This window comes from Streptomyces sp. NPDC050732, from assembly GCF_040654255.1.
Classification (GTDB): Bacteria; Actinomycetota; Actinomycetes; order Streptomycetales; family Streptomycetaceae; genus Streptomyces.
Map to the genome: position 1 here is coordinate 99,795 of NZ_JBFAHP010000025.1, position 21,429 is coordinate 121,223.

Annotated in this window: 22 protein-coding genes; 8 read left to right on the forward strand and 14 right to left on the reverse strand. The window is 73.3% G+C overall.

The annotated features are described in order from the left end of the window. Positions 1-66: 66 nt before the first annotated feature. The 3 genes from AB0H82_RS23100 to AB0H82_RS23110 all read left to right on the forward strand — a co-directional run bounded on the left by AB0H82_RS23100 (position 67) and on the right by AB0H82_RS23110 (position 1,770). Positions 67-621, forward strand: a complete 555-nt coding sequence (locus tag AB0H82_RS23100) for an FABP family protein (RefSeq protein WP_362995571.1) — start codon at positions 67-69, stop codon at positions 619-621. After that, entirely contained in the window at positions 618-1,202 is a 585-nt protein-coding gene (locus tag AB0H82_RS23105) for a 2'-5' RNA ligase family protein (protein WP_362995573.1), read from the forward strand. Before AB0H82_RS23100 ends, AB0H82_RS23105 begins: the two co-directional genes overlap by 4 nt. Positions 1,203-1,278: 76 nt before the next feature. Beyond that, entirely contained in the window at positions 1,279-1,770 is a 492-nt protein-coding gene (locus AB0H82_RS23110; RefSeq protein WP_362995575.1) for a DUF3574 domain-containing protein, read from the forward strand. A 59-nt stretch (positions 1,771-1,829) separates the two neighbouring features. Here AB0H82_RS23110 and AB0H82_RS23115 read toward each other — a convergent pair whose 3' ends face one another. Then, positions 1,830-2,276 (reverse strand): hypothetical protein, encoded by a 447-nt coding sequence (locus AB0H82_RS23115; RefSeq protein ID WP_362995577.1) that lies wholly within the window; start codon positions 2,274-2,276, stop codon positions 1,830-1,832. Between the two features lie 95 nt (positions 2,277-2,371). Here AB0H82_RS23115 and AB0H82_RS23120 point away from each other — a divergent pair, with 95 nt between their 5' ends. Then, complete coding sequence (locus AB0H82_RS23120; RefSeq protein WP_362995579.1) at positions 2,372-2,956, forward strand: DUF4291 domain-containing protein; 585 nt, start codon at positions 2,372-2,374, stop codon at positions 2,954-2,956. Positions 2,957-2,975: 19 nt separating this feature from the next. Here AB0H82_RS23120 and AB0H82_RS23125 read toward each other — a convergent pair whose 3' ends face one another. Beyond that, a complete protein-coding gene (locus AB0H82_RS23125; RefSeq protein WP_362995581.1) occupies positions 2,976-4,382 on the reverse strand; it encodes an SWIM zinc finger family protein in 1,407 nt (468 codons plus the stop codon). Continuing rightward, positions 4,379-7,417, reverse strand: coding sequence for a DEAD/DEAH box helicase (locus AB0H82_RS23130; RefSeq protein WP_362995615.1), 3,039 nt, complete (start codon positions 7,415-7,417; stop codon positions 4,379-4,381). The genes AB0H82_RS23125 and AB0H82_RS23130 overlap by 4 nt, the downstream gene beginning before the upstream one ends. A gap of 188 nt (positions 7,418-7,605) precedes the next feature. Here AB0H82_RS23130 and AB0H82_RS23135 point away from each other — a divergent pair, with 188 nt between their 5' ends. Continuing rightward, on the forward strand, positions 7,606-8,049 hold the full coding sequence (locus AB0H82_RS23135) for a RidA family protein (protein ID WP_362995583.1): 444 nt from the start codon (positions 7,606-7,608) through the stop codon (positions 8,047-8,049). Here AB0H82_RS23135 and AB0H82_RS23140 read toward each other — a convergent pair. The 6 genes from AB0H82_RS23140 to AB0H82_RS23165 form a co-directional block, all read right to left on the reverse strand. Continuing rightward, entirely contained in the window at positions 8,046-8,966 is a 921-nt protein-coding gene (locus AB0H82_RS23140; RefSeq protein ID WP_362995617.1) for a glycoside hydrolase family 6 protein, read from the reverse strand. The genes AB0H82_RS23135 and AB0H82_RS23140 overlap by 4 nt on opposite strands. A gap of 305 nt (positions 8,967-9,271) precedes the next feature. After that, positions 9,272-10,225 carry a prolyl aminopeptidase gene (gene pip, locus AB0H82_RS23145; protein ID WP_362995585.1) on the reverse strand — a complete coding sequence of 318 codons (954 nt, stop codon included), beginning with the start codon at positions 10,223-10,225 and terminating at the stop codon, positions 9,272-9,274. Positions 10,226-10,250: 25 nt separating this feature from the next. Further along, positions 10,251-11,465, reverse strand: a complete 1,215-nt coding sequence (locus AB0H82_RS23150; RefSeq protein WP_362995587.1) for an MFS transporter — start codon at positions 11,463-11,465, stop codon at positions 10,251-10,253. Between the two features lie 33 nt (positions 11,466-11,498). Continuing rightward, a complete protein-coding gene (locus AB0H82_RS23155; protein ID WP_362995589.1) occupies positions 11,499-12,221 on the reverse strand; it encodes a uracil-DNA glycosylase in 723 nt (240 codons plus the stop codon). A 56-nt stretch (positions 12,222-12,277) separates the two neighbouring features. Beyond that, positions 12,278-13,732 carry a Na+/H+ antiporter NhaC family protein gene (locus AB0H82_RS23160; protein WP_362995619.1) on the reverse strand — a complete coding sequence of 485 codons (1,455 nt, stop codon included), beginning with the start codon at positions 13,730-13,732 and terminating at the stop codon, positions 12,278-12,280. Positions 13,733-13,818: 86 nt separating this feature from the next. Further along, complete coding sequence (locus AB0H82_RS23165; protein ID WP_362995591.1) at positions 13,819-15,177, reverse strand: M20/M25/M40 family metallo-hydrolase; 1,359 nt, start codon at positions 15,175-15,177, stop codon at positions 13,819-13,821. A gap of 142 nt (positions 15,178-15,319) precedes the next feature. Between AB0H82_RS23165 and AB0H82_RS23170 the strand changes: the two genes are divergently transcribed. Then, positions 15,320-15,772, forward strand: a complete 453-nt coding sequence (locus AB0H82_RS23170; RefSeq protein WP_362995593.1) for an RNA-binding S4 domain-containing protein — start codon at positions 15,320-15,322, stop codon at positions 15,770-15,772. Between the two features lie 91 nt (positions 15,773-15,863). Here the strand turns inward: AB0H82_RS23170 and AB0H82_RS23175 are convergent, their stop codons facing one another. Then, positions 15,864-16,568, reverse strand: a complete 705-nt coding sequence (locus AB0H82_RS23175; protein WP_362995595.1) for a class I SAM-dependent methyltransferase — start codon at positions 16,566-16,568, stop codon at positions 15,864-15,866. 42 nt (positions 16,569-16,610) lie between these two features. After that, positions 16,611-17,528, reverse strand: a complete 918-nt coding sequence (locus tag AB0H82_RS23180) for an acyltransferase domain-containing protein (protein WP_362995621.1) — start codon at positions 17,526-17,528, stop codon at positions 16,611-16,613. 129 nt (positions 17,529-17,657) lie between these two features. Here AB0H82_RS23180 and AB0H82_RS23185 point away from each other — a divergent pair, with 129 nt between their 5' ends. Then, positions 17,658-17,918 carry a DUF6343 family protein gene (locus AB0H82_RS23185; RefSeq protein ID WP_362995623.1) on the forward strand — a complete coding sequence of 87 codons (261 nt, stop codon included), beginning with the start codon at positions 17,658-17,660 and terminating at the stop codon, positions 17,916-17,918. 18 nt (positions 17,919-17,936) lie between these two features. On the opposite strand, the gene AB0H82_RS23190 is transcribed toward AB0H82_RS23185, so the two are convergent. From AB0H82_RS23190 to AB0H82_RS23200, 3 genes are all read right to left on the reverse strand, one after another. After that, positions 17,937-18,299, reverse strand: coding sequence for a tetratricopeptide repeat protein (locus AB0H82_RS23190; RefSeq protein WP_362995597.1), 363 nt, complete (start codon positions 18,297-18,299; stop codon positions 17,937-17,939). Positions 18,300-18,481: 182 nt separating this feature from the next. Beyond that, positions 18,482-19,084 carry a dephospho-CoA kinase gene (gene coaE / locus AB0H82_RS23195; RefSeq protein ID WP_362995599.1) on the reverse strand — a complete coding sequence of 201 codons (603 nt, stop codon included), beginning with the start codon at positions 19,082-19,084 and terminating at the stop codon, positions 18,482-18,484. A gap of 51 nt (positions 19,085-19,135) precedes the next feature. Then, positions 19,136-20,074: a PAC2 family protein gene (locus tag AB0H82_RS23200; protein WP_362995601.1), complete on the reverse strand. Its 939-nt coding sequence runs from the start codon at positions 20,072-20,074 to the stop codon at positions 19,136-19,138. A gap of 216 nt (positions 20,075-20,290) precedes the next feature. On the opposite strand from AB0H82_RS23200, the gene AB0H82_RS23205 reads away from it, so the two are divergent. Continuing rightward, complete coding sequence (locus AB0H82_RS23205) at positions 20,291-21,253, forward strand: sheath polysaccharide-degrading enzyme (RefSeq protein WP_362995603.1); 963 nt, start codon at positions 20,291-20,293, stop codon at positions 21,251-21,253. The last annotated feature ends 176 nt before the right edge of the window (positions 21,254-21,429 follow it).

Sequence of the window (21,429 nt, forward strand, 5' to 3'; positions counted from 1 at the left end):
TAAGCTTCCTCCGGCACCCGAACTTCGCCCGGCACCCGCCCGCCCGACCATCCCCAGGAGCCCACCGTGTTCGAGCCCGCACCGGAGCACCCGTATCCCGACAGCAGCCACCCGGACGAGGCGCCCGCGCCGCACGCGCTGCTCGGGCCCGTGCTCGGGCTCCTCGGCACGTGGCGCGGGCGGGGGCGCGGCGAGTACCCGACGCTCCCCGCGGACTTCTCGTACGCGCAGGAGGTCACCTTCAGCCACGACGGCCGGCCCTTCCTCCGTTACGAGGCCCGGGCGTGGCTGCTCGACACCGACGCCGACACCGACGGTGTTCCGCTGCGTCCCGCGGCCCGGGAGAGCGGCTGGTGGCGGCTGCAGCCCGACGGCCGGGTGGAGGCGCTGGTCACCCAGCCCACCGGCATCGCGGAGATCGCGGTGGGCCACGCGGCCGACGGCACGTTCGACCTCTCCACCCACGACGTGGCCCTCACCCCCACCGCCAAGGAGGTCACGGCCACCCGCCGCCGCTACACGCTGACGGACGACGACACCCTCACGTTCACCCACGACCTCGCGGCCGTGGGCCAACCGCTGCAGCACCACCTCTCGGCACGCCTGCACCGCGTGCGGTGAGCACCGGGACACGGGAACGGGCCGCGTCGGCGGGCACCGACGAGTCGGACGGCTGGCCCGACCTGCCCGGCGACACGGCCCTGACCATCCGCATCCCCGAAGCGAACCCGCTGGTGAGGGCGGGCTTTCCGGCCCACGTGACGGTGCTGTACCCGTTCCTGAACGAGACCCGCTTCACCGCGTCCACCCACGCGGACCTCGCGGACCTCTTCGCGGCCCACGCCCCTTTCACCCTCACGTTCCGGGAGTTCCGCCGCTATCCGGGCGTGCTCTACCTCCCGCCGGCCCCCGACGCCCCCGTACGCGCCCTCACCCACTCCCTCACGACCCGCTGGCCCGAAGCCGTCCCCTACCGCGGCGTCTTCACCCCACCCCTGGCCCCCCACCTCACCCTCGCGAACCACGAGGGCCCGGCCACCTACGAGGCGGCCTACGACGCCCTGGAGACGACACTCGCCCCGTCACTCCCGATCGTCAGTCGCGTGGACACCGTCCACCTGATCGTCACCGACGGTCCCGGGAAGGGCTGGCGGGACCTCACGACCTACCGGCTGGGCCAATCAGGCCATATCGCCGGATGAAGGACACCGGACGCACGGCAGTCCGCTACGGTTTGCCGCCGTCATGGACCACCCCTCCTCGGAAAAGGAACGCCCTGTGGCCCTCACCTTCCCCCGCGTCTCCGGCACCCGGCTCGCCGTGGCCGCCGCCGCCACCGCCGTGCTGGCCGTCGGTGCTCCCGCCGCGTACGCCTCGCTGGAGGACGACAGCCCGGCAGGCGCCGCAGGACCGGCCGCCACGTCGACCGTCGCCCGCGGCAAGCCGTTCACCGAGACGCGGCTCTTCTTCGGCACGGAACGGCCCGACGGCGGGCCTGCGGTGACCGACAAGCAGTTCATGGCCTTCATCGACAAGGAGGTCACACCGGGCTTCCCGGACGGGCTGACGATCCAGGACGGGCGCGGGCAGTGGCGCGACTCCAACGGCAGGATCGAGCGGGAGCGTTCGTACGAACTGATCCTGCTGTACCCGACGACCGAGGCGCGCAAGCGGGACAGGCAGATCGAGGAGATCCGCAGCGACTACGAGAAGGCGTTCGCGCAGGACTCGGTGGCGCGGCTGGACGAGCGGACGCGGGTCGACTTCTAGACGGAACGCGCGGCGGTGGCGGACGGCTGGACGGCTGGACGGGAGCCGCTGCCGCCGCATCACTGGCCGGTGCCGCTGTTGTTCTGGGTTCCGATGGTCGTCCCGATGGTGCCTGCCTGGATCGACGTGCCGTGAATGGTGCCACCGCTGATGGTGTTGTTCGTGATGGTGACGCGCTGTGCCGGCGCGTCGGCATCCGGGGACAGTTCTGCGAGGAGGGCCCGCAGTTCGGCGGCCGCCCCGGGGTCCGCCGCGAGCCTGCGGCGGAGGCGGGAGCGCCACTCCGCCTGCACGTCGGCCGCGGTCGCCTCGTCCTCTGCGCCCCGCGCGGCGACGACTTCGATCCGCGCCTCTTCCAGCTCCCCCGCGAGGGCCCCTTCCTCACCACTGCCCCGCGCGAAGAACCGGGCGACCCGGTCCCGCGCCTGGGCCCAGCTCTCGGTCACCATCTGCTGCACGAGCGCCGTCGCCCCCGCCGCCGCCAGCGCCGTCAACTCAGCGTCCACCGGACCCCCTTCTCCGTACACGAGGCTTTTACGGTAGCGCGCACCACCGACAATTCGCTGGCGGTCCGGCGCCGCCGGATGCACGCTGGTCGACCATGAACCACCAGATCCGCGCCCTGCACACCGATTCGACCGTCACCGTCTACCAGGCCTACCGGCCGGAACTCGGCGTTCCCGCCGCCCGCACCGGACGCTTTCCCGACGCCTGGAAACGGGACCGCATGACGTGGATCAAGCCGTCCTTCCTCTGGATGATGTACCGGTGCGGCTGGGCAACGAAGGAGGGCCAGGAGACGGTCCTGGCGGTCGAGATCACCCGCGAGGGCTTCGACTGGGCGCTGCGCAACGCGTGTCTCTCCCACTACGTCCGCGGCCTCCACCCGGACCGGGCGACCTGGAAGCGCACCCTGCACCGGACCCCCGCCCGAGTCCAGTGGGACCCGGAACGCGACCTCCACCTCAACCCGCTCCCCCACCGCTCCCTCCAACTGGGCCTGTCCGGCGAGGCGTCACGGCGGTACGCGGACGAGTGGACGGTGTCGATCACGGACGTCACCGACCGCGCACGGGAGATCCACGCACTCGTACGGGACGGGAAGGGAGTGGAGGCATCCCGTTTGCTGCCCCCGGAGCGTCCCTACCCGGCGGGCGACGACCTCTTGGCGCACCTTCGGGCGTGACGCGACGGGCCCGGCCGCCCTACGCCTCCGTCACCCCCGACAGCGCCCCCACCGGGTCCAGGTCCGCCTCCCCCTCCGGCCACCAGTCGTCCGCGCCCGGCTCGCTTCGGTACGGGTACCAGCGGGCGTCGCGGCCGTAGCGGAGCTGGAGGGTGCGCTCGGCGTTCGTGAGGTGGTTGTGGTGGATCGTCATGCGGGGGAGGTCCGCCGCGGTCAGGGCGCCGCGGGCGCGGTCGAAGGGGCCCGCCGGGGGGTCCCAGGGGGATTCGAGGACCGCAAGGCCCTCCTCGCCGCCCTGGCGCCAGGCCGCCGCCGCCCGGGAGAGGTCGGCGGGGGTGTGCCCCACGGACCTGGCCAGTTCGGCGAATTGGCGGCTGAACGTGCGGCGGCCGGTGAGGCCGGGGTGCGAGGCGGCCAGGCGGACCGCGTCGTGCCAGGGGGACACGGCCGTGAAGGGGTCCGCGCCCGTCGTGAGGAACGCGTGGGCGCGGGCCGCCGCGTCCGTCACCAGGAACTCCAGCGCCGTCGGGTCCGGCGCGCCGGGCAGGGACGGGAGGACCGGGGGCTCGCCCGCGTGCGCCGGCGGTGCGAGCGGGGGCGGGAGCGGGGAGCGGTACTCGGTGGCCAGGGCCTCTCGCGCCAGAACGCTCGGGAGGGCGGGGCCGGGGTGGGCGGGGTCTGGGGTGGTCTGGCCCGGGGTGGTCGCGGAGGAGTGTGGCTCGGGTGAGTGCGGGTCGGGTGCCTTCCGGGTCGCCGACTCGTGTTGCTCCGCCGCCGACAACCGCGTGTTCCTGTGCGACAGTTCGTCCAGGAGGTCCTGTTCCTCGCCGCCGCGCAGCAGCAGGAGCACGAAGGGGTCCGCGTCCAGGAGGCGGGCCGTCTGGTAGGCGAGGGCGGCCGCGTGTTTGCAGGGGTGGCCGCGGTCCGGGCAGGTGCAGGAGGGAGCCAGCTCGCGTGCGCCGGGGAGGAGGGGGACGTCCGCCCGGACCGCCGCGTCGGCCAGAGCGTGCGGCATCTCCTTGTCGAGCAGCGCCGCGATGCGCGCGGGGTCGGTGGCCACGGCGTCGAGGAAGCGGTCCCAGTGCTCGGGAAGCATCGTCCGCAGGCGGATCTCCGCGCGGTACGGGCGGGGGCGGCTGCCGTGGACGTACGCGACGATGCGGCCCGGCGCGACGGTGATGGTGTCGACGGCGCCCTCGCGCGCGTACGCACGGCCGCGGGCGAGGCGGGCCTGGTCCAGGGCGCTGCCCTCCAGCGCGTCGAGCCACGCGTTGCCCCACCAGGAGGTGGCGAAGGGGGCGCCGGGGTCGGGGTTCGCCGGCAGGGCGGGGAAGACGCGGCCGCTGCCCATGCGGCTCGTCTCGCTCATCCCGCTGGCCCGGCCCAGGCCACCACCGTGGCCGGGCGGCCCGCTCCGCTGCTTCATGCCGTCCTCCTCAGCGCCACGAGGTCCGCGAGCTCCGCGTCGGACAGTTCCGTGAGGGCCGCTTCGCCGCCGTCGCCGAGCACCGCGTCCGCCAACGCCTGCTTCGCCGCGAGGAGTTCGGCGATGCGGTCCTCGACCGTGCCCTCCGTGACCAGGCGGTGGACCTGGACCGGCTGGGTCTGGCCGATGCGGTACGCGCGGTCGGTGGCCTGCTCCTCCACCGCCGGGTTCCACCAGCGGTCGTAGTGGATCACGTGGCCCGCCCGGGTGAGGTTGAGGCCCGTGCCCGCCGCCTTCAGGGAGAGCAGGAAGACCGGGACCTCGCCGGACTGGAAGCGGTCCACCATCTCCTCGCGGCGCGCGACCGGGGTGCCGCCGTGCAGCAGCTGGGTGGGGATGCCGCGGGCGGCCAGGTGCGCTTCGAGGAGGCGGGCCATCTGCACGTACTGCGTGAAGATCAGGACCGCGCCCGCGCTCTCCGACTCGGCGAGGATCGTGTCGAGGAGTTCGTCCAGGAGCTCCAGCTTGCCCGAGCGGGGGCGGCCGGTGCGGGTTGTGAGCATGCCGTCCTTCAGATACTGCGCGGGGTGGTTGCAGATCTGCTTGAGCGCCATCAGCAGCTTCATGACCAGGCCGCGGCGCGCCATGCCCTCCGACGCCTCGATGCGGGCCATCGTCTCGCGCACCACCGCCTCGTACAGGGAGGTCTGTTCGCGGGTGAGGGTGACCGGGTGGTCGGTCTCGGTCTTCGGGGGCAGCTCCGGGGCGATGCCCGGGTCGGACTTCTTGCGGCGCAGGAGGAAGGGGCGGACCAGCCGGGCCAGGCGCTCAAGCGCCTCGTCGTTCTCTCCGGTCCCGGACGGATCGCCGCCCTCCACGAGGCGCGCGTGGCGGGCGCGGAACGCCTTCAGGGGGCCGAGCAGTCCCGGCGTCGTCCAGTCGAGCAGCGCCCAGAGCTCCGAGAGGTTGTTCTCCACGGGGGTGCCGGTGAGCGCGACCCTGGCCGGCGCGGGGATCGTGCGCAGCGCCTTGGCCGTCGCCGCGTGCGGGTTCTTGACGTGCTGCGCCTCGTCCGCGACGACCAGGCCCCAGGCCTGCTCGGCCAGTTCGGGCGCGCTCGTGCGCATCGTGCCGTACGTGGTGAGGACGAAGCCGCCGTCGGCGTCCAGGCCGGTGAGGGTGCGGCCCGTCCCGTGGAAGCGGCGCACCGGCACGCCCGGGGCGAACCGCTCGATCTCCCGCTGCCAGTTGCCGAGCAGCGACGCGGGGCAGACCACCAGCGTCGGCGCGGGGTGCCGGCGGTGGAGGTGGAGGGCGATCAGCGTGATCGTCTTGCCGAGGCCCATGTCGTCGGCGAGGCAGCCGCCGAGGCCCAGGGAGGTCATGCGGTCGAGCCAGGCCAGACCGCGGAGTTGATAGTCCCGGAGGGTGGCGTGCAGGCCCGGCGGCTGGGCGAGCACATCGAGGTCGTCCGTCACGCGCTCGCGCAGCCGGGCCAGCGCGCCGAGGGGGACGGCGGGCACGCGCTCGCCGTCCACCTCGGCCGTGCCGGTGAGCGCGACGGACAGGGCGTCGACCGGGTCGAGCAGGCCGAGGTCCCGCTTGCGCGCCTTGCGGACCATCTCGGGGTCGACGACGACCCACTGGTCGCGGAGGCGGACGACCGGGCGGTGCGCCTCCGCCAGGACGTCGAGCTCCGCGTCGGTCAGCGGCTCCTCCTGGTCGCCGAAGGCCACCTGCCAGCGGAATTCGAGGAGTTTCTCGGTCTTGAAGAAGTCGAAGTTGTCGGCGGCGGTGCCGGGGGCCGGGCGGACCACAGCGGTGGCGGTGAGGCCCCGGGTGAGCTCCCTCGGCCAGTGGACGGCCACCCCGGCCGCGGCGAGCCGGCCGGCCGCCGCGCCCAGGAGGTCGTACAGCTCCTCCTCGCTGAGCGGCAGCACGTCGGGGCGCGGCCGCTCCAGGAGTCGGCCGAGCGGCGGCCACACACGGGCCGCGCGCCGCAGCGCGAGCAGCGTGTCGACGCGGGCGCGCGGCCCGAAGTGGTCGGTGCCCGCCCAGAGGCCGGGCACGTCCGTCACGAGTGCCGGGTCGGCGAGGCTGTGCACCTGGACGACGGCGGCGGCCGGGCTCGCCACGGCGGCCCGGGGCACCGCCTCGCCGGATCCGTCCGCTGCGGCGGCGAAGCCCTGCCGGGCGGCCACGGAGCCGTCCCCCGCGGTGGCCACGGAACCCTCGGTGTCAGCCGTCCCGTCCCGGGAGTACTCGCCCCCGTCGAACACCTCGTGGGCCCGCAGGTCGAGGCGGAGCGAGACCCGGACGCCGGCGTCCATTCCGGCGGCGACCTCTGCGGCCCACTCCCGAGCGCCCGGCAGGCGTTGCGGCTCGCGCGCGGCGAACGGCGCGCCGACCGCGTGCGCGGCCGCGGGGGTGCGTGGCAGGGCGTCGACCACCGCGTCGACGAACGCTCTGACCAGGGCGAACGGCTGCGACAGCCGCAGCGGCCCGGGGCCCGCGAGCGGCACCGCGTGCGCCTCGGCGGGCAGCGCCGCGGCGATGGCCCGCAAGTGCGCGACGTCGGCCTCGTCCATCGGGCCCGCCCGCCACGCGTCCCTGTCCCCGGCGGTCAGGCCGGGCAGCAGCCTGCCCCGCGCGGCCAGGTGCAGCGCGTGCCGCGCGGCCGTGGCCCAGCAGGCCGCGGCGGGGTGCGGGCGCGCGGTGCGGAGCAGCAGCGAGACGGCGTCGGTGACGGGCAGGAACAGGGCGGGGACGGTGCGGGCGCGGGCGCCCTTGCCGTGCTTGCGGGCGACGACGAGGTCGCCCCGCGTGGCGCCGCGCAGCCCTTCCGGTACGCCCCCGGGCCCGGGCTCACCCGACAGGTCACCCCCGGCCTCGTCCGGAAGCTCTCCGCCGTCCGGGCGCCAGAAGGCGATACGTCCCTCCCGGGGCACCTCCGCCGGAAGGAAGACGGCGGCGCAGGAGCGTACGAGAAGGGCTCGCCAAGGGGCCCGCTCCTCCTCTGCCGCCTCCGTCGTCATCGCCACCGCCGCCTCACTCAGCCCCTGCTCACGCCACCTGTCACCGTGCTCGCCACCCTAGGCGAGGCCACTGACAACGCGTGCCGGGCCATGAACCGCGCGGGTCGACCAAGTGGGAGGCGTCCGGTGCCACGCGAGTTCCGCGGAATTCAGGTGCGTACGCGAACGATGTCGCGCACGATCGCGGCATGACCTCCCCGGAACGCGCCACCACGCCCGCCCGCACCGTCGTGCCCACCCTCTTCCCGCCCCCCGGCTACGCCCACGCCGCCGTCGTCGAAGCCGGCACCCGGCTCGCCTTCATGGCGGGCTCCGTCCCGCTCGACCCCGAGGGCAACCTCGTCGGGGAGGGCGACATCGCCCGCCAGACGGAGCAGGTCATCGCCAACCTCGACGAGGCCCTGCGCGCGGTGGGCAGCGACCTGTCGCAGGTCGTGGCCAGCACCGTGTACGTGGTCGGGCACGAACCCGCCGACCTCACCACGGCGTGGGACGTCGTCAGCCTCAGCGACCTGCACGCGGGCCCGCACACCTCGACGCTGCTCGGCACGTCCTGTCTCGGCTACCGCGGCCAGCTCGTCGAGATCACCGCCACCGCCGTCGTCCCCGACGGCCCCGTTCAGCAAGACTAGCCGCGCGACCTGCGCGCCAGGTCCAGTGCGTACTCCGGCCACCACTGGCCCGCCCGCGGCCCGCCCCGGCACGTGCCGTCGGACTCGCCGGGGCGCTTGACCCACAGGTAGGCGTCGAGCAGGGGTGTGCCGGTGCGGGTGGTGGGCGGCGTGCCGAGGGCGCGGCCCGGCGGGTTGCACCACGGCTGGCTGCCCGAGTAGGGGCCGTTGCCGTTGCGGCTGCTGTCGATGACGAAGTGCTTGTCGCCGCCGAGTGCCGCGGCGAGCCGGTGGCCGTACTCGGAGGTCACCTGGTCCGTCTGGTGGTTGGACACGTTCAGCGCGAAGCCGTCGGCCTCGGCGATCCCGGCGCGGCGCAGCGGGGCGACCAGCCGCCGCTCGTCGGGGATCCAGGCGGCGTTCCCCGCGTCGACGTAGACCTTCGTGGCCGGTTGCCGCTTGAGGCGCTGGACCGCGTGGGCGAGCAGTTCGTACCGCTCGTCGGCGTCGGCTTCCGGGCAGCCCGCCACCAGCTGGGCGACGGCGTCGGGTTCCAGGATCACGTACGCGCCCCGGGTGCCGAGTCCGGAGGCGAAGTCGTCGATCCACCGGCGGTAGTGCGCGGCGTCGCGGGCGCCGCCCGCGGAGTAGGAGCCGCAGTCGCGGTGCGGGACGAAGTAGGCGACGAGGACCGCGGTGCGCCCCGCCATCGCCGCCGCCTCGACATGGGTGCGGACGACCGCGCCGGGGCCTTCGTCGCTGAGCCAGACGGCCTGGGGGCGCCCCGCGATGCGTTCGATGAGGCGGGCGTCCTCGGTGCGGCCCGCCGCCTGCCACTCCGCGACCTGGCGGGCGGCGGCGCTGTGCGGGTCGACCCAGAACACGGGTTCGGCCGGCTCCGCGGACCCCGCTCCGTACGCCGCCACGCCGCCGGTCACCGCCGCGCCGAGGAGCAGGGCGGCGGCGAGGATCGCTCGGGTCAGGGTGCGTCGGGGTCGCGGACGGGAACGGCGGAAGGGCTGCTGGGACACCGGGCGGCTCCAGTCGTTCGGGCTGATCCGGCGCCGGCGGTGCTCGGCGCTTTCCCCGGAGTGTGGGCGATCGAGGCGCCCCGGCCGGGGCCCGTCCCCGGCAGTTCACCCGGAAGAGCGGAAGAGCACTCCGCCGGGGAAGAGCGGTGGAGCACTCCGCCGGAGCGGAATCGCCGCGTATCGCCGCGTATCGCCGCGTCGGGCGGAACGGCTCAGGGCCGGCGGAAGCGGTCCGTCGCCGTCGCCAGCTCGTCCGCGATGCCACGCGCCCCCGCGTTGTGTCCCGCGTCGTCCACGAGGACGAGTTCACTGCCGGGCCACGCCTGCCGGAGCCGCCACGGGATGCCCAGGAGGTTGCCGAAGTCCAGGCTGCCCTGGACCAGTACGCCCGGGATGCCCGCCAGTGAGTACGCGTCGCGCAGGACGACCTCGTCGCCGCCGAGCCAGTGGTCGTTGGCGAAGTAGTGGGTGACGGTGCGCGCGAAGCGGAACCGGAAGTCGGGGTCCTCGTAGCGGGGGACGGACCTCGGGGGCGCGGGCACGAAGGCCGTCTCCCAGTCCGTCCAGGCCCGCGCGGCGGTGGCCCGCACGGCCGGGTCGGGCGACTCCAGGAGCCGGTTGTAGGCGGCGGCCAGCTCGCCGTCCCTGTCCTCCTCCGGCACCGCGTCGCGGAACGCCCGCCACGCCTCGGGGAAGATCCGCCCGAGCCCCCGCGTCATGAGCTCCACCTCGGCGCGGCTGCCCGTGGCGATGCCGGTGAGGACCAGTTCCGAGACCCGGTCCGGGTGCGTCTGCGCGTACCGCAGGCCCAGCACACACCCGAACGAGGCGCCCCACACGAGCCACCTCTCGACGCCCAGGTGGCGCCGCAGCAGTTCCAGGTCGTCGATCAGGTGCTTGACCGTGTTGACGCCCATGTCGGTGGCCGGGTCGCTCGCGGGCGGCGTGGACCGGCCGGCGCCGCGCTGGTCGAGCAGGACGATGCGGTATGCGTCGGGGTCGAAGTACCGGCGGAAGAAGGGCGTGCAGCCGGATCCGGGGCCGCCGTGCAGGACCACGGCCGGCTTGCCGTGCGGATTGCCGCAGACCTCCCAGTGCACGCGGTTGCCGTCGCCGACGTCGAGCATGCCGCTGTCGTGGGGTTCGATGTCCGGATAGAGGCCCATCGGGGCAGCCTAGGTGGTGCCCTCGTCACTCCGCACGGGCGTTTCGCATCCGCCCGTACGCGTACACGCAGCCCGCGAGCGCCAGGTCGGAGAGGAGCATGAAGCCGATGGAGTACGAGTCCTTGGCGCTGTAGATGGCGCCCATGACCAGCGGCGGCACGAACCCGCCGAGGCCCCCCACCGCGCCCACGATGCCGGTGACGGAGCCGACCTGGGGCTGCGGGGTGACCTGGGAGACGAGCGCGAAGACGCTGCCGCTCGCGGTGCCGAGACCCGCCGCCATGACGAGGAAGCAGATCGTGCCCACCGGGTTCAGCGCCGGGTCGAAGGCCTGTACGACGGCGAAGAGGGCGACCACCGCGAGGGCGACGGTGGTGACCGTGGCCGGGTGGAGCCGGTCGGAGAGCCAGCCGCCGACGGGTCGGAAGACGACGGTGACGAGCGCGAATCCGGCCGCCTTGGTCCCGGCGTCGGTGGGCGAGAGGTCGTACCAGGTCTTCAGGTACGTGGGCAGGTACACGCCGAAGGCGACGATCCCGCCGAAGCCGATCGCGTAGAGCGCGGAGAGCTCCCAGGTGACCCGGAGCCGGCCCGCCTGCCCCAGGCGGGTGCCGAGGGAGGTGGTGGGCACGGGCCGGTCGGGGCGGTCGCTGATGAGGAACGCGGCGAGCACCGCGAAGGCGGCGAGCGCGATCGCCACGATGACGTACGGCAGGTTGTCGCCGTGCTCGGCGATGCGTGGCGTGAAGTATCCGGAGAGCGCCACGCCGCCCATGCCCATGCCGAAGACGCCGAGCGCGAAGCCTCTGCGGGCGGGCGGGAACCAGGAGTTGACCAGCGGGATGCCGATGGCGAACGTCGTCCCGCCGAGGCCGAGCAGGAAGCCGACCGCGAGCATCGCGCCGAAGCTGTTCTTCGCCGGAATGATCAGCAGCACCGGGATGATCGTGAGCGCCGAGACGAGCGGGAACATCAGCCGGGCGCCGTACCGGTCGGTGAGGGCGCCGACCGGCACCCGGCCCAGCGAGCCGACGATCACCGGCACGGCGACCAGGAGGGACTGCTCGAAGGAGCTCAGGCCGAGGCGGTCCTTGAAGTCGCTGCCGAGCGGCGCCACCAGGTCCCAGGCCCAGAAGGTGAGGGTGAAGCCGATGGTCGCCACGGCCAGATTGCGGTAGGCGGCGCCGGAGGGCTTGGCCCCGAGGGCGTCGGAGGGCTTGGCCGTACGAGTCTCGTCCACGTCCTCACGCTAGGAATCAGTGCCGGGCGCGGCTCACTCTGCTGGGCCGTTCGGGTGCAGGCCCGCCTCGAAGGCCGCCGAGCGCAGCACCTCCCGCAGCATCGCGGGCGTGAGGCGTCCCGTGAACGTGTTGCGCTGGCTGACGTGGAAGCAGCCGAAGACGTCGAGCGGCTCCTGGCCCTCGCCGCCTTCGAGCCGGACGTGCGCGCCGTGCCCGAAGGCCGGGCGCGGCTTCGGCACCCGCCAGCCCGCCGCCGCGAAGGCGGGCATGGCGGCCTGCCAGCCGAAGCCGCCGAGCACGACCACCGACCTGAGCGTCGGCGCGAGCAGCTTCAGCTCGCTGACCAGCCAGGAGCGGCAGGTGTCACGCTCTTCCGTGGTGGGCTTGTTGGCGGGCGGGGCGCAGTGCACGGGCGAGGTGATGCGGGTGCCGTACAGCTCCAGGCCGTCGTCGGCGCTCTCGGCGGTGGGGCGGGAGGCGAGGCCGACGTCGTACAGCGCCGGGTAGAGGAATTCGCCCGAGCGGTCGCCGGTGAACATGCGGCCCGTGCGGTTGGCGCCGTGCGCGGCGGGCGCGAGGCCGACGAGCAGGAGCGCGGCGTCGTGCGGGCCGAAGCCGGGCACCGGGCGCCCCCAGTACGTCCAGTCGGCGAAGGCGGCGCGTTTGGTGCGCGCGACCTCCTCGCGCCAGTCGACGAGGCGGGGGCAGGCGCGGCACCCGGTGATCCGCTGATCCAGTTCGCTCAGGCCGTCCATGCCCTCCACCGTACGTATGCCCACGTCGGCGCCACGGCCGCCCCTCCCCCGTACGCTCACGTCAGCGCGGCGCCCAGCGCCAGGAAGCCGCAGACGAGGACGGCGAGGGCGGCGAGGAGCGGCCACACGAACCGCAGGTACCTGTCGTAGCCGACCTTCGCGAGCGCCACCCCGCCGATGGTCACCGCCGTCGTCGGCACCCACAGGTTCATCCAGCCGCTGGCCGCCTGCCAGGCGGTGACGACGACCGCGCGCGAGACGCCGGCGAAGTCGGCGAGCGGGGCGAGGATCGGCATGGCGAGCGTGGCGTGGCCCGAGGTGGAGGGGATCAGGAAGGCGAGCGGCAGGTTCACGAGGAAGACGATGACCGCGAAGAGCCCCGACGAGGTGCCTTTCACCACGCCTTCGATGGAGTGGAGCACGGTGTCCGTGATCTTCGAGTTGTTCATGATCGTCGTGACGCCGCGGGCGAGCAGGATGACGAGGGCGGGCGAGACGAAGTCGGCGGCGCCCTGGATGATCGTGGAGCTGAGCCGCTGCTCCTCCATCCGCGCGACGAGCCCGACGACGACGGCCGCGCACAGGAAGAGGGCCGCCAACTGCGGGAAGGACCAGCCGAGTTCGAAGCCGTACGGCCGCGCGTCGGCCTTGCCGGTGAGCGCGCTCGACCAGGGCACCACCGAGAAGATCATGAAGGCGAAGACCAGCGCGGTGGCGACGAGCACCGCCTTGTGCAGGCGGGTCAGCTCCGGCACCTCCTCCGCCTCGGTGGCGGACTGTTCACGGTCGCCCGGCAGGAACCCGGACAGCGAGCGCCCCGGTTCCTTCCGTACGCGCTTCGCGTACCGGATCACGTACGCGACCGTGACGCCGGTCAGGACGAACCACATGACGAAGCGGAGCACGATCCCGTTGCCGAGGGAGATACCGGCCGCGGAGGAGGCGACGCCCGTCGCGAAGGGGTTGACGGTCGAGCACAGCACGCCGACCCCCGCGCCGAGGATGATCACGCCGACGGCGGTCATGCGGTCGTAGCCGAGGGCGAGCATGAGCGGCACGATCAGGCCGTAGAAGCCGAGTGTCTCCTCGGCGAAGCCCTCGACCGTGCCGAGCACGGAGAAGACGGCCATGACACCGGCGATGAGCAGGGCCCCGCGCTCGCGCAGCCGGTGCGCGAGCCGCCCGATGCCGCGGTCGAGGGCACCGGTCGCGAAGACGACGGTGATGAACGCCCCGATGGCCAGCACGAACAGGAAGACGCCCGCGCTGCCGTACAGCGCGCCGACGTTGTCGGGCGCGACCAGCGAGGTCTTCTCGTCCTGGATTCCGTAGAGCCCGTTGACGGGCGCCAGGAAGAGGTCGTTGAGACGGTCGACGAAGGACTGCCCGGAGTCGACGCGGTGGTAGGTGCCCTCGACGGGCGCGCCGGAGCGGTCGCGGTCGTACTGCCCCGACGGGACGAGGAAGGCGAGCAGCCAGACCGCGAGGGTGACGACGGCGAGGACGGTCAGGGCACTGGGGAAGGTGAACGTGCGCTTCCCCCGCTCGCCCGAGGGGCCTTCGGCGGGGTCCCCGCCGACCGGCGCGTGGCTCGTGCTCACGCGGTGCCGCCCGCCGACCGGAAGTCCGCCGCGTACTCCCGCGCGAAGGCGCACAGCGCGACGACGGTGTTGCGCAGCTCCGAGAAGAGGACGCGTTCGTTCGGCGCGTGCAGGTTGCACATGCTGTCCTGGGCGCCGAAGAGCAGGACCTCCGCGCCGGGCGCCGCCTTGGCGAGGCCGTTGACCAGCGGGATGGAGCCGCCGGTCGAGACGTACGAGGCGTCCGTGCCCCAGGCCTCCTTCAGCGCGGCGCGTGCGGCGCGGTAGGCGGGGCCGCCGGTGGCCGCCTCGTAGCCCGGTCCCGCGGCGCCGGGCCTGACGGTGAGCGGGATGCCGAAGGGCTTGAGCGAGCGCAGGTGGGCGACCAGCCGGCCCTGGGCCTCCTTCGGGTCCTGCCGGGGGTGGACGCGCAGGTTCAGCCGGGCCCTGGCGTACGGCACGACGGCGGACGCGGCACGGTCGACGCTCGGCGCGTCCAGGCCGATCACGGTGATCGCGGGCCCGCTCCACAGCCGCTCGCCGAGACTGCCGCTGCCGATCAGCGGCACCCCCTCGCGCACGCCCGCCAGGGAGCGGAACTCCTCTTCCGTGTACGTCGTCCCGGTCCAGTCCTCGCGCCGCAGCCCCTCGACCGCGACGTCCCCGTGCACGTCGTGGAGGGTGCCGAGCGCCTTGAGCAGCACGAGCAGCGCGTCGGGCGCGGCGCCCCCGAACTCCCCGCTGTGACGCGGCTCTTCGAGGGTGCGGACCTCGGCCACCACTTCGCAGGCACCGCGCAGTCCGGTGGCGAGGGTGGGGGTGCCGGGGCGGATGTTGCCGTGGTCGGCGATCACCATGGCGTCGCAGGCGAACCGCTCCGGGTCGGTGGGCGGGTGGCCCTCGAAGGCGCTGCCGTACTCCTCCTGCCCCTCGATGACGAGCTTGACGCCGACCGGCGGACGGCCTCCGTAGGCCCGCAGCATGCCCAGGTGGGCGATGACGTTGGCCTTGTCGTCCGCGATGCCGCAGCCGCGCAGGCCGCCCTCGACGGGGGTCGGCTCAAAGGGCGGGGACCGCCACAGCGACTCGTCGCCCGGGGGTTGCACGTCGTAGTGGGCGTAGAGCAAAACGGTCGGGGCGCCGGGCTCGGGGGGCGGGATCTCGCCGAGGACCACCGGGGCGGTGTCCGGCAGGTCGAGCCGCTCCACCCGCGGGACACCGGCGCCGCGCAACAGCCCGGCCACCAGGTCGTGGGCCTGCTCGACCGGCTCGGGCGGATATCCGGGGAAGGAGATCGAGGGAATCGAGGCGAGCCGTACGAGGTCGGCCCGCAGCCCGTCCATCAGGGCGTCGACGGTGGCTTCGAAAGACGTCATGAACAGCACCCCTGGGAGTCGTACGTCACGTTCGGACCGATTACCGTGATTCGTCCGGATTATGGGTGCCGGGGTTCAGCGGTTTCCGGACGGCTCGCCGGGAGCCCGGCATGGCGCGCCGGACAGGCTCTAAGGTCGACACATGGCTTCGGAGACTTCAGCTACAGGGGGCGGCGGGACGGGCGGCGGCCCGGGAGGCGGTTCCGGCGGCGGTTCGACGGACGAGGGTTCGGTGCGCGTCGACAGCTGGATCTGGTCGGTCCGCCTCGTCAAGACCCGCTCGGCCGGTGGCGCCGCGTGCAAGGGCGGCCACGTCCGGGTCAACGGCGAGCGCGTCAAGCCCTCGTACGGCGTGCATGTGGGCGACGAGGTGCGGCTGCGGCAGGCAGGCGGCCGGGAGCGCGTCGTGATCGTCAAGCGCCTCATCCGCAAGCGCGTCGGCGCACCGGTGGCCGTCGAGTGCTACGTCGACAACTCGCCGCCCCCGCCGCCCCGCGAGGCGGTCGCCCCCGCGGGCATCCGGGACCGCGGCACGGGCCGCCCCACGAAGCGGGACCGCCGCGAGATGGAACGCCTCCGGACGCCGAAGGCCTGACCCGCCGATCGCCTTCGGGGCGCTGAGGTGCCTGCGGGGTACTGGGGGGGCCGGGGTCACGTGGCGCGGACGGCGGTGCGGTGGCCCTCTCTCAGCCCACCGGGACGGCCCGCACCCAAGTGCCGTCGTCCGTCAGGTACTTGTCGACCTTCAGGTCGGCCTCCGCGAGCGCCTCCTCGAACTGTTCCGGAGTGAGCGGGCGGGCGCGGAACGTCTGGGTCCATACGGCGTCCTGGAAGACGTACTCCGCGCGCACCTCGTTCACGCCGTCCCCGACGGGCTCCGCCGAGAGGATCCGGACCGTGTAGCCACTGGGGTCGACCCGCTCTCTCGGGAGGTTCGTGTGGTAGTCCGCGCCCTCCCGCTGGATCAGCACACAGCCCCGGTCCGTGACGTGCTCGCGGCAGGCCCGCAGCATGCGGCGCCGCACCGCCGTGTCGCCGGTGTGCACGAGGAACGAGGCGAGCATCACGACCGGGAACTTCTCGTCCAGGTCGAGCCGCTCGATCGGACTCAGCACCGTCCGCACCCCGCCGTCGAGCGCGGCGACCTTCTCCAGCATCTCGGCGGACTCGTCCACGGCGGTCACCCGGAAGCCGCGCTCCAGGAGCGGGCGGGTCACCCGGCCCGCGCCGCAGCCCAGCTCCAGAATGTGCGCCCCGGCCGGCACGGCGCCCTCGACGACATCCGGCTCGTCCCCGACGGACAGGCGCGTGTACAGCTCGACCGCGCAGCCGTCCGGCGTGATCGCGCCGGGTCCCGTGCCCCCGTATCCCTCACGCATCTCCACGCTCATGCCCCGCCAACGAAGGCCGTCCCTCCCCCGTTCCCGGACTCCTCACGGCTCCCGCGCGTCCAGCGGGAACCAGCCATGTCCGCCGTACCAGTGGCCGCCCGCCCGCAGATGGTCGCCCACGGCCCTCTCCACCCGTGTCCGCCTGGGCAGTTCCGCCACGGGGAGATCGCGGTCACCGAAGACGAAGGCGACGGGGTCGCCGTCCTCGGGCTCCCGCTCGTAACCGTCGGCGAGATGGAATCGCCGCTGGAAGCGGACGATGTTCGAATCCGCGGGCAGGTGGTCCCTCAGCTGTGGGTCGAGCAGCCAGGAGTGACAGACGGCTGTCTCATATCGTTCCTCCGGGAAGTGCCGGGCGAAGAACGCCCGCGCCAGGGACAGCGACCGGTCGCAGGCCTCGGGCGTCAACGGCCCCCGGAAGTCGGCGATGTGGAGGCTCAGACAGGGGTCGCCCGGACCCGCCGGATGCCCGGCCGCGGCGGTCGCGGCTCCCATGCGCTCGTCCAGGACGCCACGCTCGAACTGCAGGCGCCCCAACTGGTACAGCTCGCCCCGGAAGTGCAGGCCGTGCCACCCCGGCACGAGCAGGCCGCGGCTGCCCCGCGCCCTGCGGTGCACCGCCATGTGGCGGCCGAGGTCGGCGAGGGTGCGGCGGGAGACGTCGTCGGGGATGCCGCGGGCCCGGTGGTACGCGCGCACCTGCTCCAGCGCCGCCACGAACACGTACACGTAGAAGCAGCGCCCTAGCTCACCGCACGCCTCGGGCAGCGCGAGGACGCGGCCGCCGCGGCCGACCACCCCCATGTCGCGCACGACGGCGTCCACACAGCGGTCGAGCAGCCACCGCGCCTCCGGGTCGGCCCACAGCCGGCCGCGCAGCGCCACGAGGGGGTTGATGTCCTCGTGCGGCACGCCGAGGTCGAGGAGCACGTCCGGCAGCTCGTCGGCGTCCGGCAGCACCGCCTCCGCCCGCGGCTCCGCCGCGCTCTCCAGCTCCCGGAGCCAGGCCGCGAACCGTGCGTCGGACCTGAGCGCTTCCAGCACGTTCCCACCCTCTCTATCCTGTGAAGGAGGAGATGACCGCTCATGATGCGCACAGGCAGTGAACCGGTGACCGCGCGCAGTCCGCTGCGGATGCGCCTGTGGTTCAGCGTATGGGGCCTTGTCTGGGCAGGCTTCGGCACCGCCGCCTTCGCCCTCGCCGGGCGGACCGGGTGGGCGGTGGCGTGCGGGGTGCTGCTGCTGGTGGTCGCCGCCGATCTGGCGTGGGTCGTGCACCGGATGCGGCAGGGCGCGCACTACCAGCCGGGCCGGGACATCCCGCCCTACGATCCGCCGGACGCCCCCTAGCCCGGCCTCTCCGGGGCCTCAGTCGTCGAAGCGGGCCGCCGCCAGGTACTCCGGCTGCGGGTCCAGGGCGGCCGCGAGCCGGAAGTGGCGGCGCGCCTGCTCGGGCCGCGAGCCGCGCTCGTAGGTGCGGGCGAGCGCGAAGTGCGCGAAGGCGTTGTCCGGCTCACGCTCCAGGACGATGCTGAACTCAAGCTCCGCGGCGCGCAGTTGCGCGGCGGCGAAGAAGGCGCGGGCCCGCAGGAGGCGGGCCGCCGTGTTCTCGGGGTGGGCGGCGATGACGGTGTCGAGCAGCTTCACCGCGCCGCGCGGGTCCCGGGCGGCGAGGAGCTGCTCGGCCGCGCGGAAATCGATGACATGAGTCTCCGGGGTTATCTCGGGCACGCCGGGCTCCTTCCCTCACTTCCCCGTGTCAACGCGCGCCGCACCCTCGCCTATTCCGCACATTCGCCTCACGTGCGCGGGGGGGCGAGCCGCCGGGCCCGCCGCCGCAGACGCGTCTGCCTCCGGCGGTTCAGCGGCGGGTGCGGGCCAGTGTTGGTTGCTCGCGCAGTTCCCCGCGCCCCCTAAGGGGCGCTTGCCCTTCGGGTGAGGTCTGCCCAGACTTCGTTGACCCGTTCTGCGAGTCCGTCCAGTGGGCCGTCGTTGTCGATCACGATGTCCGCGATCTCCAGGCGCTTCTCGCGGGGCGCCTGCGCGGCCATCCGGGCGCGGGCGTCCGCCTCGCTCATGCCGCGCAGCCGCACCAGGCGGTCCAGCTGGGTCTCGGGGCTCGCGTCGACGACGACCACGACGTCGTACAGCGGTGCGAGGCCGTTCTCCGCGAGCAGCGGCACGTCGTGGACGACCACCGCGTCAGCGGACGCGGACTGTTCGAGCTCGGCGGAGCGGGCGCCCACGAGCGGATGCACAAGGGAGTTCAGGACGGCCAGCTTCTCGGCGTCGGCGAAGACGATCGCGCCCAGCTTCGGCCGGTCCAGTGAGCCGTCCGGAGCGAGCACCTCCCGCCCGAAGGCCTCAACGACGGCCGCCAGGCCGGGAGTTCCCGGCTCCACCACCTCACGCGCGATCTTGTCCGCGTCGATCAGCACGGCACCGGACGCGACGAGCAGCCGCGACACCTCGCTCTTGCCGGCACCGATTCCGCCGGTCAGGCCCACTTTCAGCATGACCGGCAGCTTAGGGCCTGCCGGGCGGACAGGCCCCGGGCGGGCGCGACCTCACGCGTCACCCTCCCGCTCCGCGAGGAAGCGCTCGAATTCGCGGCCGATCTCGTCGGCGGACGGGATGTCGGCCGGCTCGGCGAGCATGTTGCCGCGGTCCTGCGCGCCCGCCGCCGCGTCGTACTGGTGCTCCAGGCCCTGGACGAGTGCCACCAGCTCCTCGTCGCCCTCCTGGATCTGCCGGTCGATCTCGGTCTGGGTGCGGTGCGCCTCGGTGCGCAGTCCGTGCGCGACGGTGGGCAGCACCAGGCCGGTGGCGGCGGTGATCGCCTCCAGGACCGTGAGGGCCGCGTCCGGGTACGTGGAGCGCGCGATGTAGTGCGGGACGTGCGCCGCGACGCCCAGCACGTCGTGACCGGCCTCCAGGAGGCGGTACTCCACCAGGGAGGCCGCGCTGCCCGGCACCTGGGCCTCGTCGAAGGGGCTGCGGTGGCCCGGCACCAGGTCGGTGCGGTTGCCGTGCGGCGTGAGGCCCACGGGGCGGGTGTGCGGGACGCCCATGGGGATGCCGTGGAAGTTCACGGAGAGGCGCACCCCGAGCCGCTCAACGATCTGCTGGACGGCCTTGGCGAAACGCTCCCACTCGACGTCGGGCTCGGGCCCGGAGAGCAGCAGGAAGGGCGCGCCGGTGGCATCCTGGACGAGGCGGACGTCGAGCGTCGGTTCCTCGTAGTCGCTCCAGCGGTCGCGCCGGAAGGTGAGCAGCGGGCGCCGGGCGCGGTAGTCCACTAGCCGGTCGTGGTCGAATCTCGCCACCACCTGCCCGGGGAGGCTGTCCGTGAGCCGCTCGACGATCTGGTCGCCGGTTTCGCCCGCGTCGATGTATCCGTCGAAGTGGTAGAGCATGACCAGTCCGGCCGACTCCTGGGCGAGCGCCATGTCTACGACGGCGAGGCCCTTCGGCTCCCATGCGTACAAACCCTGCGGATCAAGCACTGTGACCGCTCCTCCTCGTGTTCGTAACGGAGAACGCGCGCGGCGGCCCGCGCATTCCCGCCCGCACCCCGCACGTCCCTCTCGACGACCACCGCTGGTCCATACCTTGACGCGCACATGCCCCGCCCCTACCTTCTCAACGTTCATATGCACACCCCGAGTTCACCTACCAGAACCTTCAGAGCGCCATGCTCCCGACGGGAAGGTCACCCCCACATGCGCACCCGACGAACCCTGCTGGCGACCCTGCTCACGGCGGCGACCGCCTCGACGACCCTGGCCGCGACCGCCTCCGCCGCGACGCCCGCGCGGACCATCGAGGTCTCCACGGCCGCCCAGCTCAAGGCGGCGCTCACCGACGCCTCCCCCGGCGACACGATCCACCTCGCCGACGGCACGTACTCCGGGAACTTCAAGACCACCGTGGCCGCGAGCGCCGGCTCCCGCATCACGCTGACCGGCTCAGCGAAGGCGGTGCTCAGGGCGGGCGGCGGCTACGGCCTGCATCTGAACGGCGCCGCGTACTGGACGGTGAAGGGCATCACCGTCACCGGCGGCCAGAAGGGCATCATGATCGACTCCGCGAGGGGTGTCGTCGTGGACACCGTCACGGTGCACGGCCTCGACATGGAGGGCGCCCACTTCCGGAAGTCGAGCAAGGACGGCGTGCTCAGGAACTCACGCATCCACGACACCGGGAACGACGGCCGGGGCATGGGAGAGGGCGTCTACGTAGGCACCGCCAACACGCTCTCCGACAAGAGCGACAACGTCCAGATCCTGGGCAACACCATCGGCCCGGACGTCGGCGGCGAGGCGATCGACCTCAAGGAGGGCACGACAGGCGGCAAGGTCTCGGGCAACACCTTCGACGGCAGGGGCCTCACCGGCAACCACTACGACGACTCGTGGGTCGACGTGAAGGGCAACAACTACGTCATCGAGAACAACACCGGCAAGAACACCCTCAACAACGGCTACGAGACCCACACCCAGCAGTCCGGCTGGGGCTGCGGCACGGTCTTCCGCGGCAACAAGTCGACCCTGTCGGGCGCGACGGGCGACCGGCAGCTGGCCATCAACGTCACGAACCAGAGCGGCAGCTGCGCGACGACGGTGTACGCGAGCAACACGGTGACCGGCGGCCGGGGCCTGACGAACATCCCGGTCACGCCGTAGAGGGCGAGTCCCGCGGGGACGAGCCCCCACAGCCCCGCACCCGAAAAGACGAACGGCGGGGCCCCCCCACCCCAGAGGGGGGGGCCCCCCCCCGCCGGTAAGCAACAAACCCCCAAATGCGCGCCACCAAATAGGGAGAGCGGGGGGGAGGGGAAGAGTGTGTGTGATACGGTGTA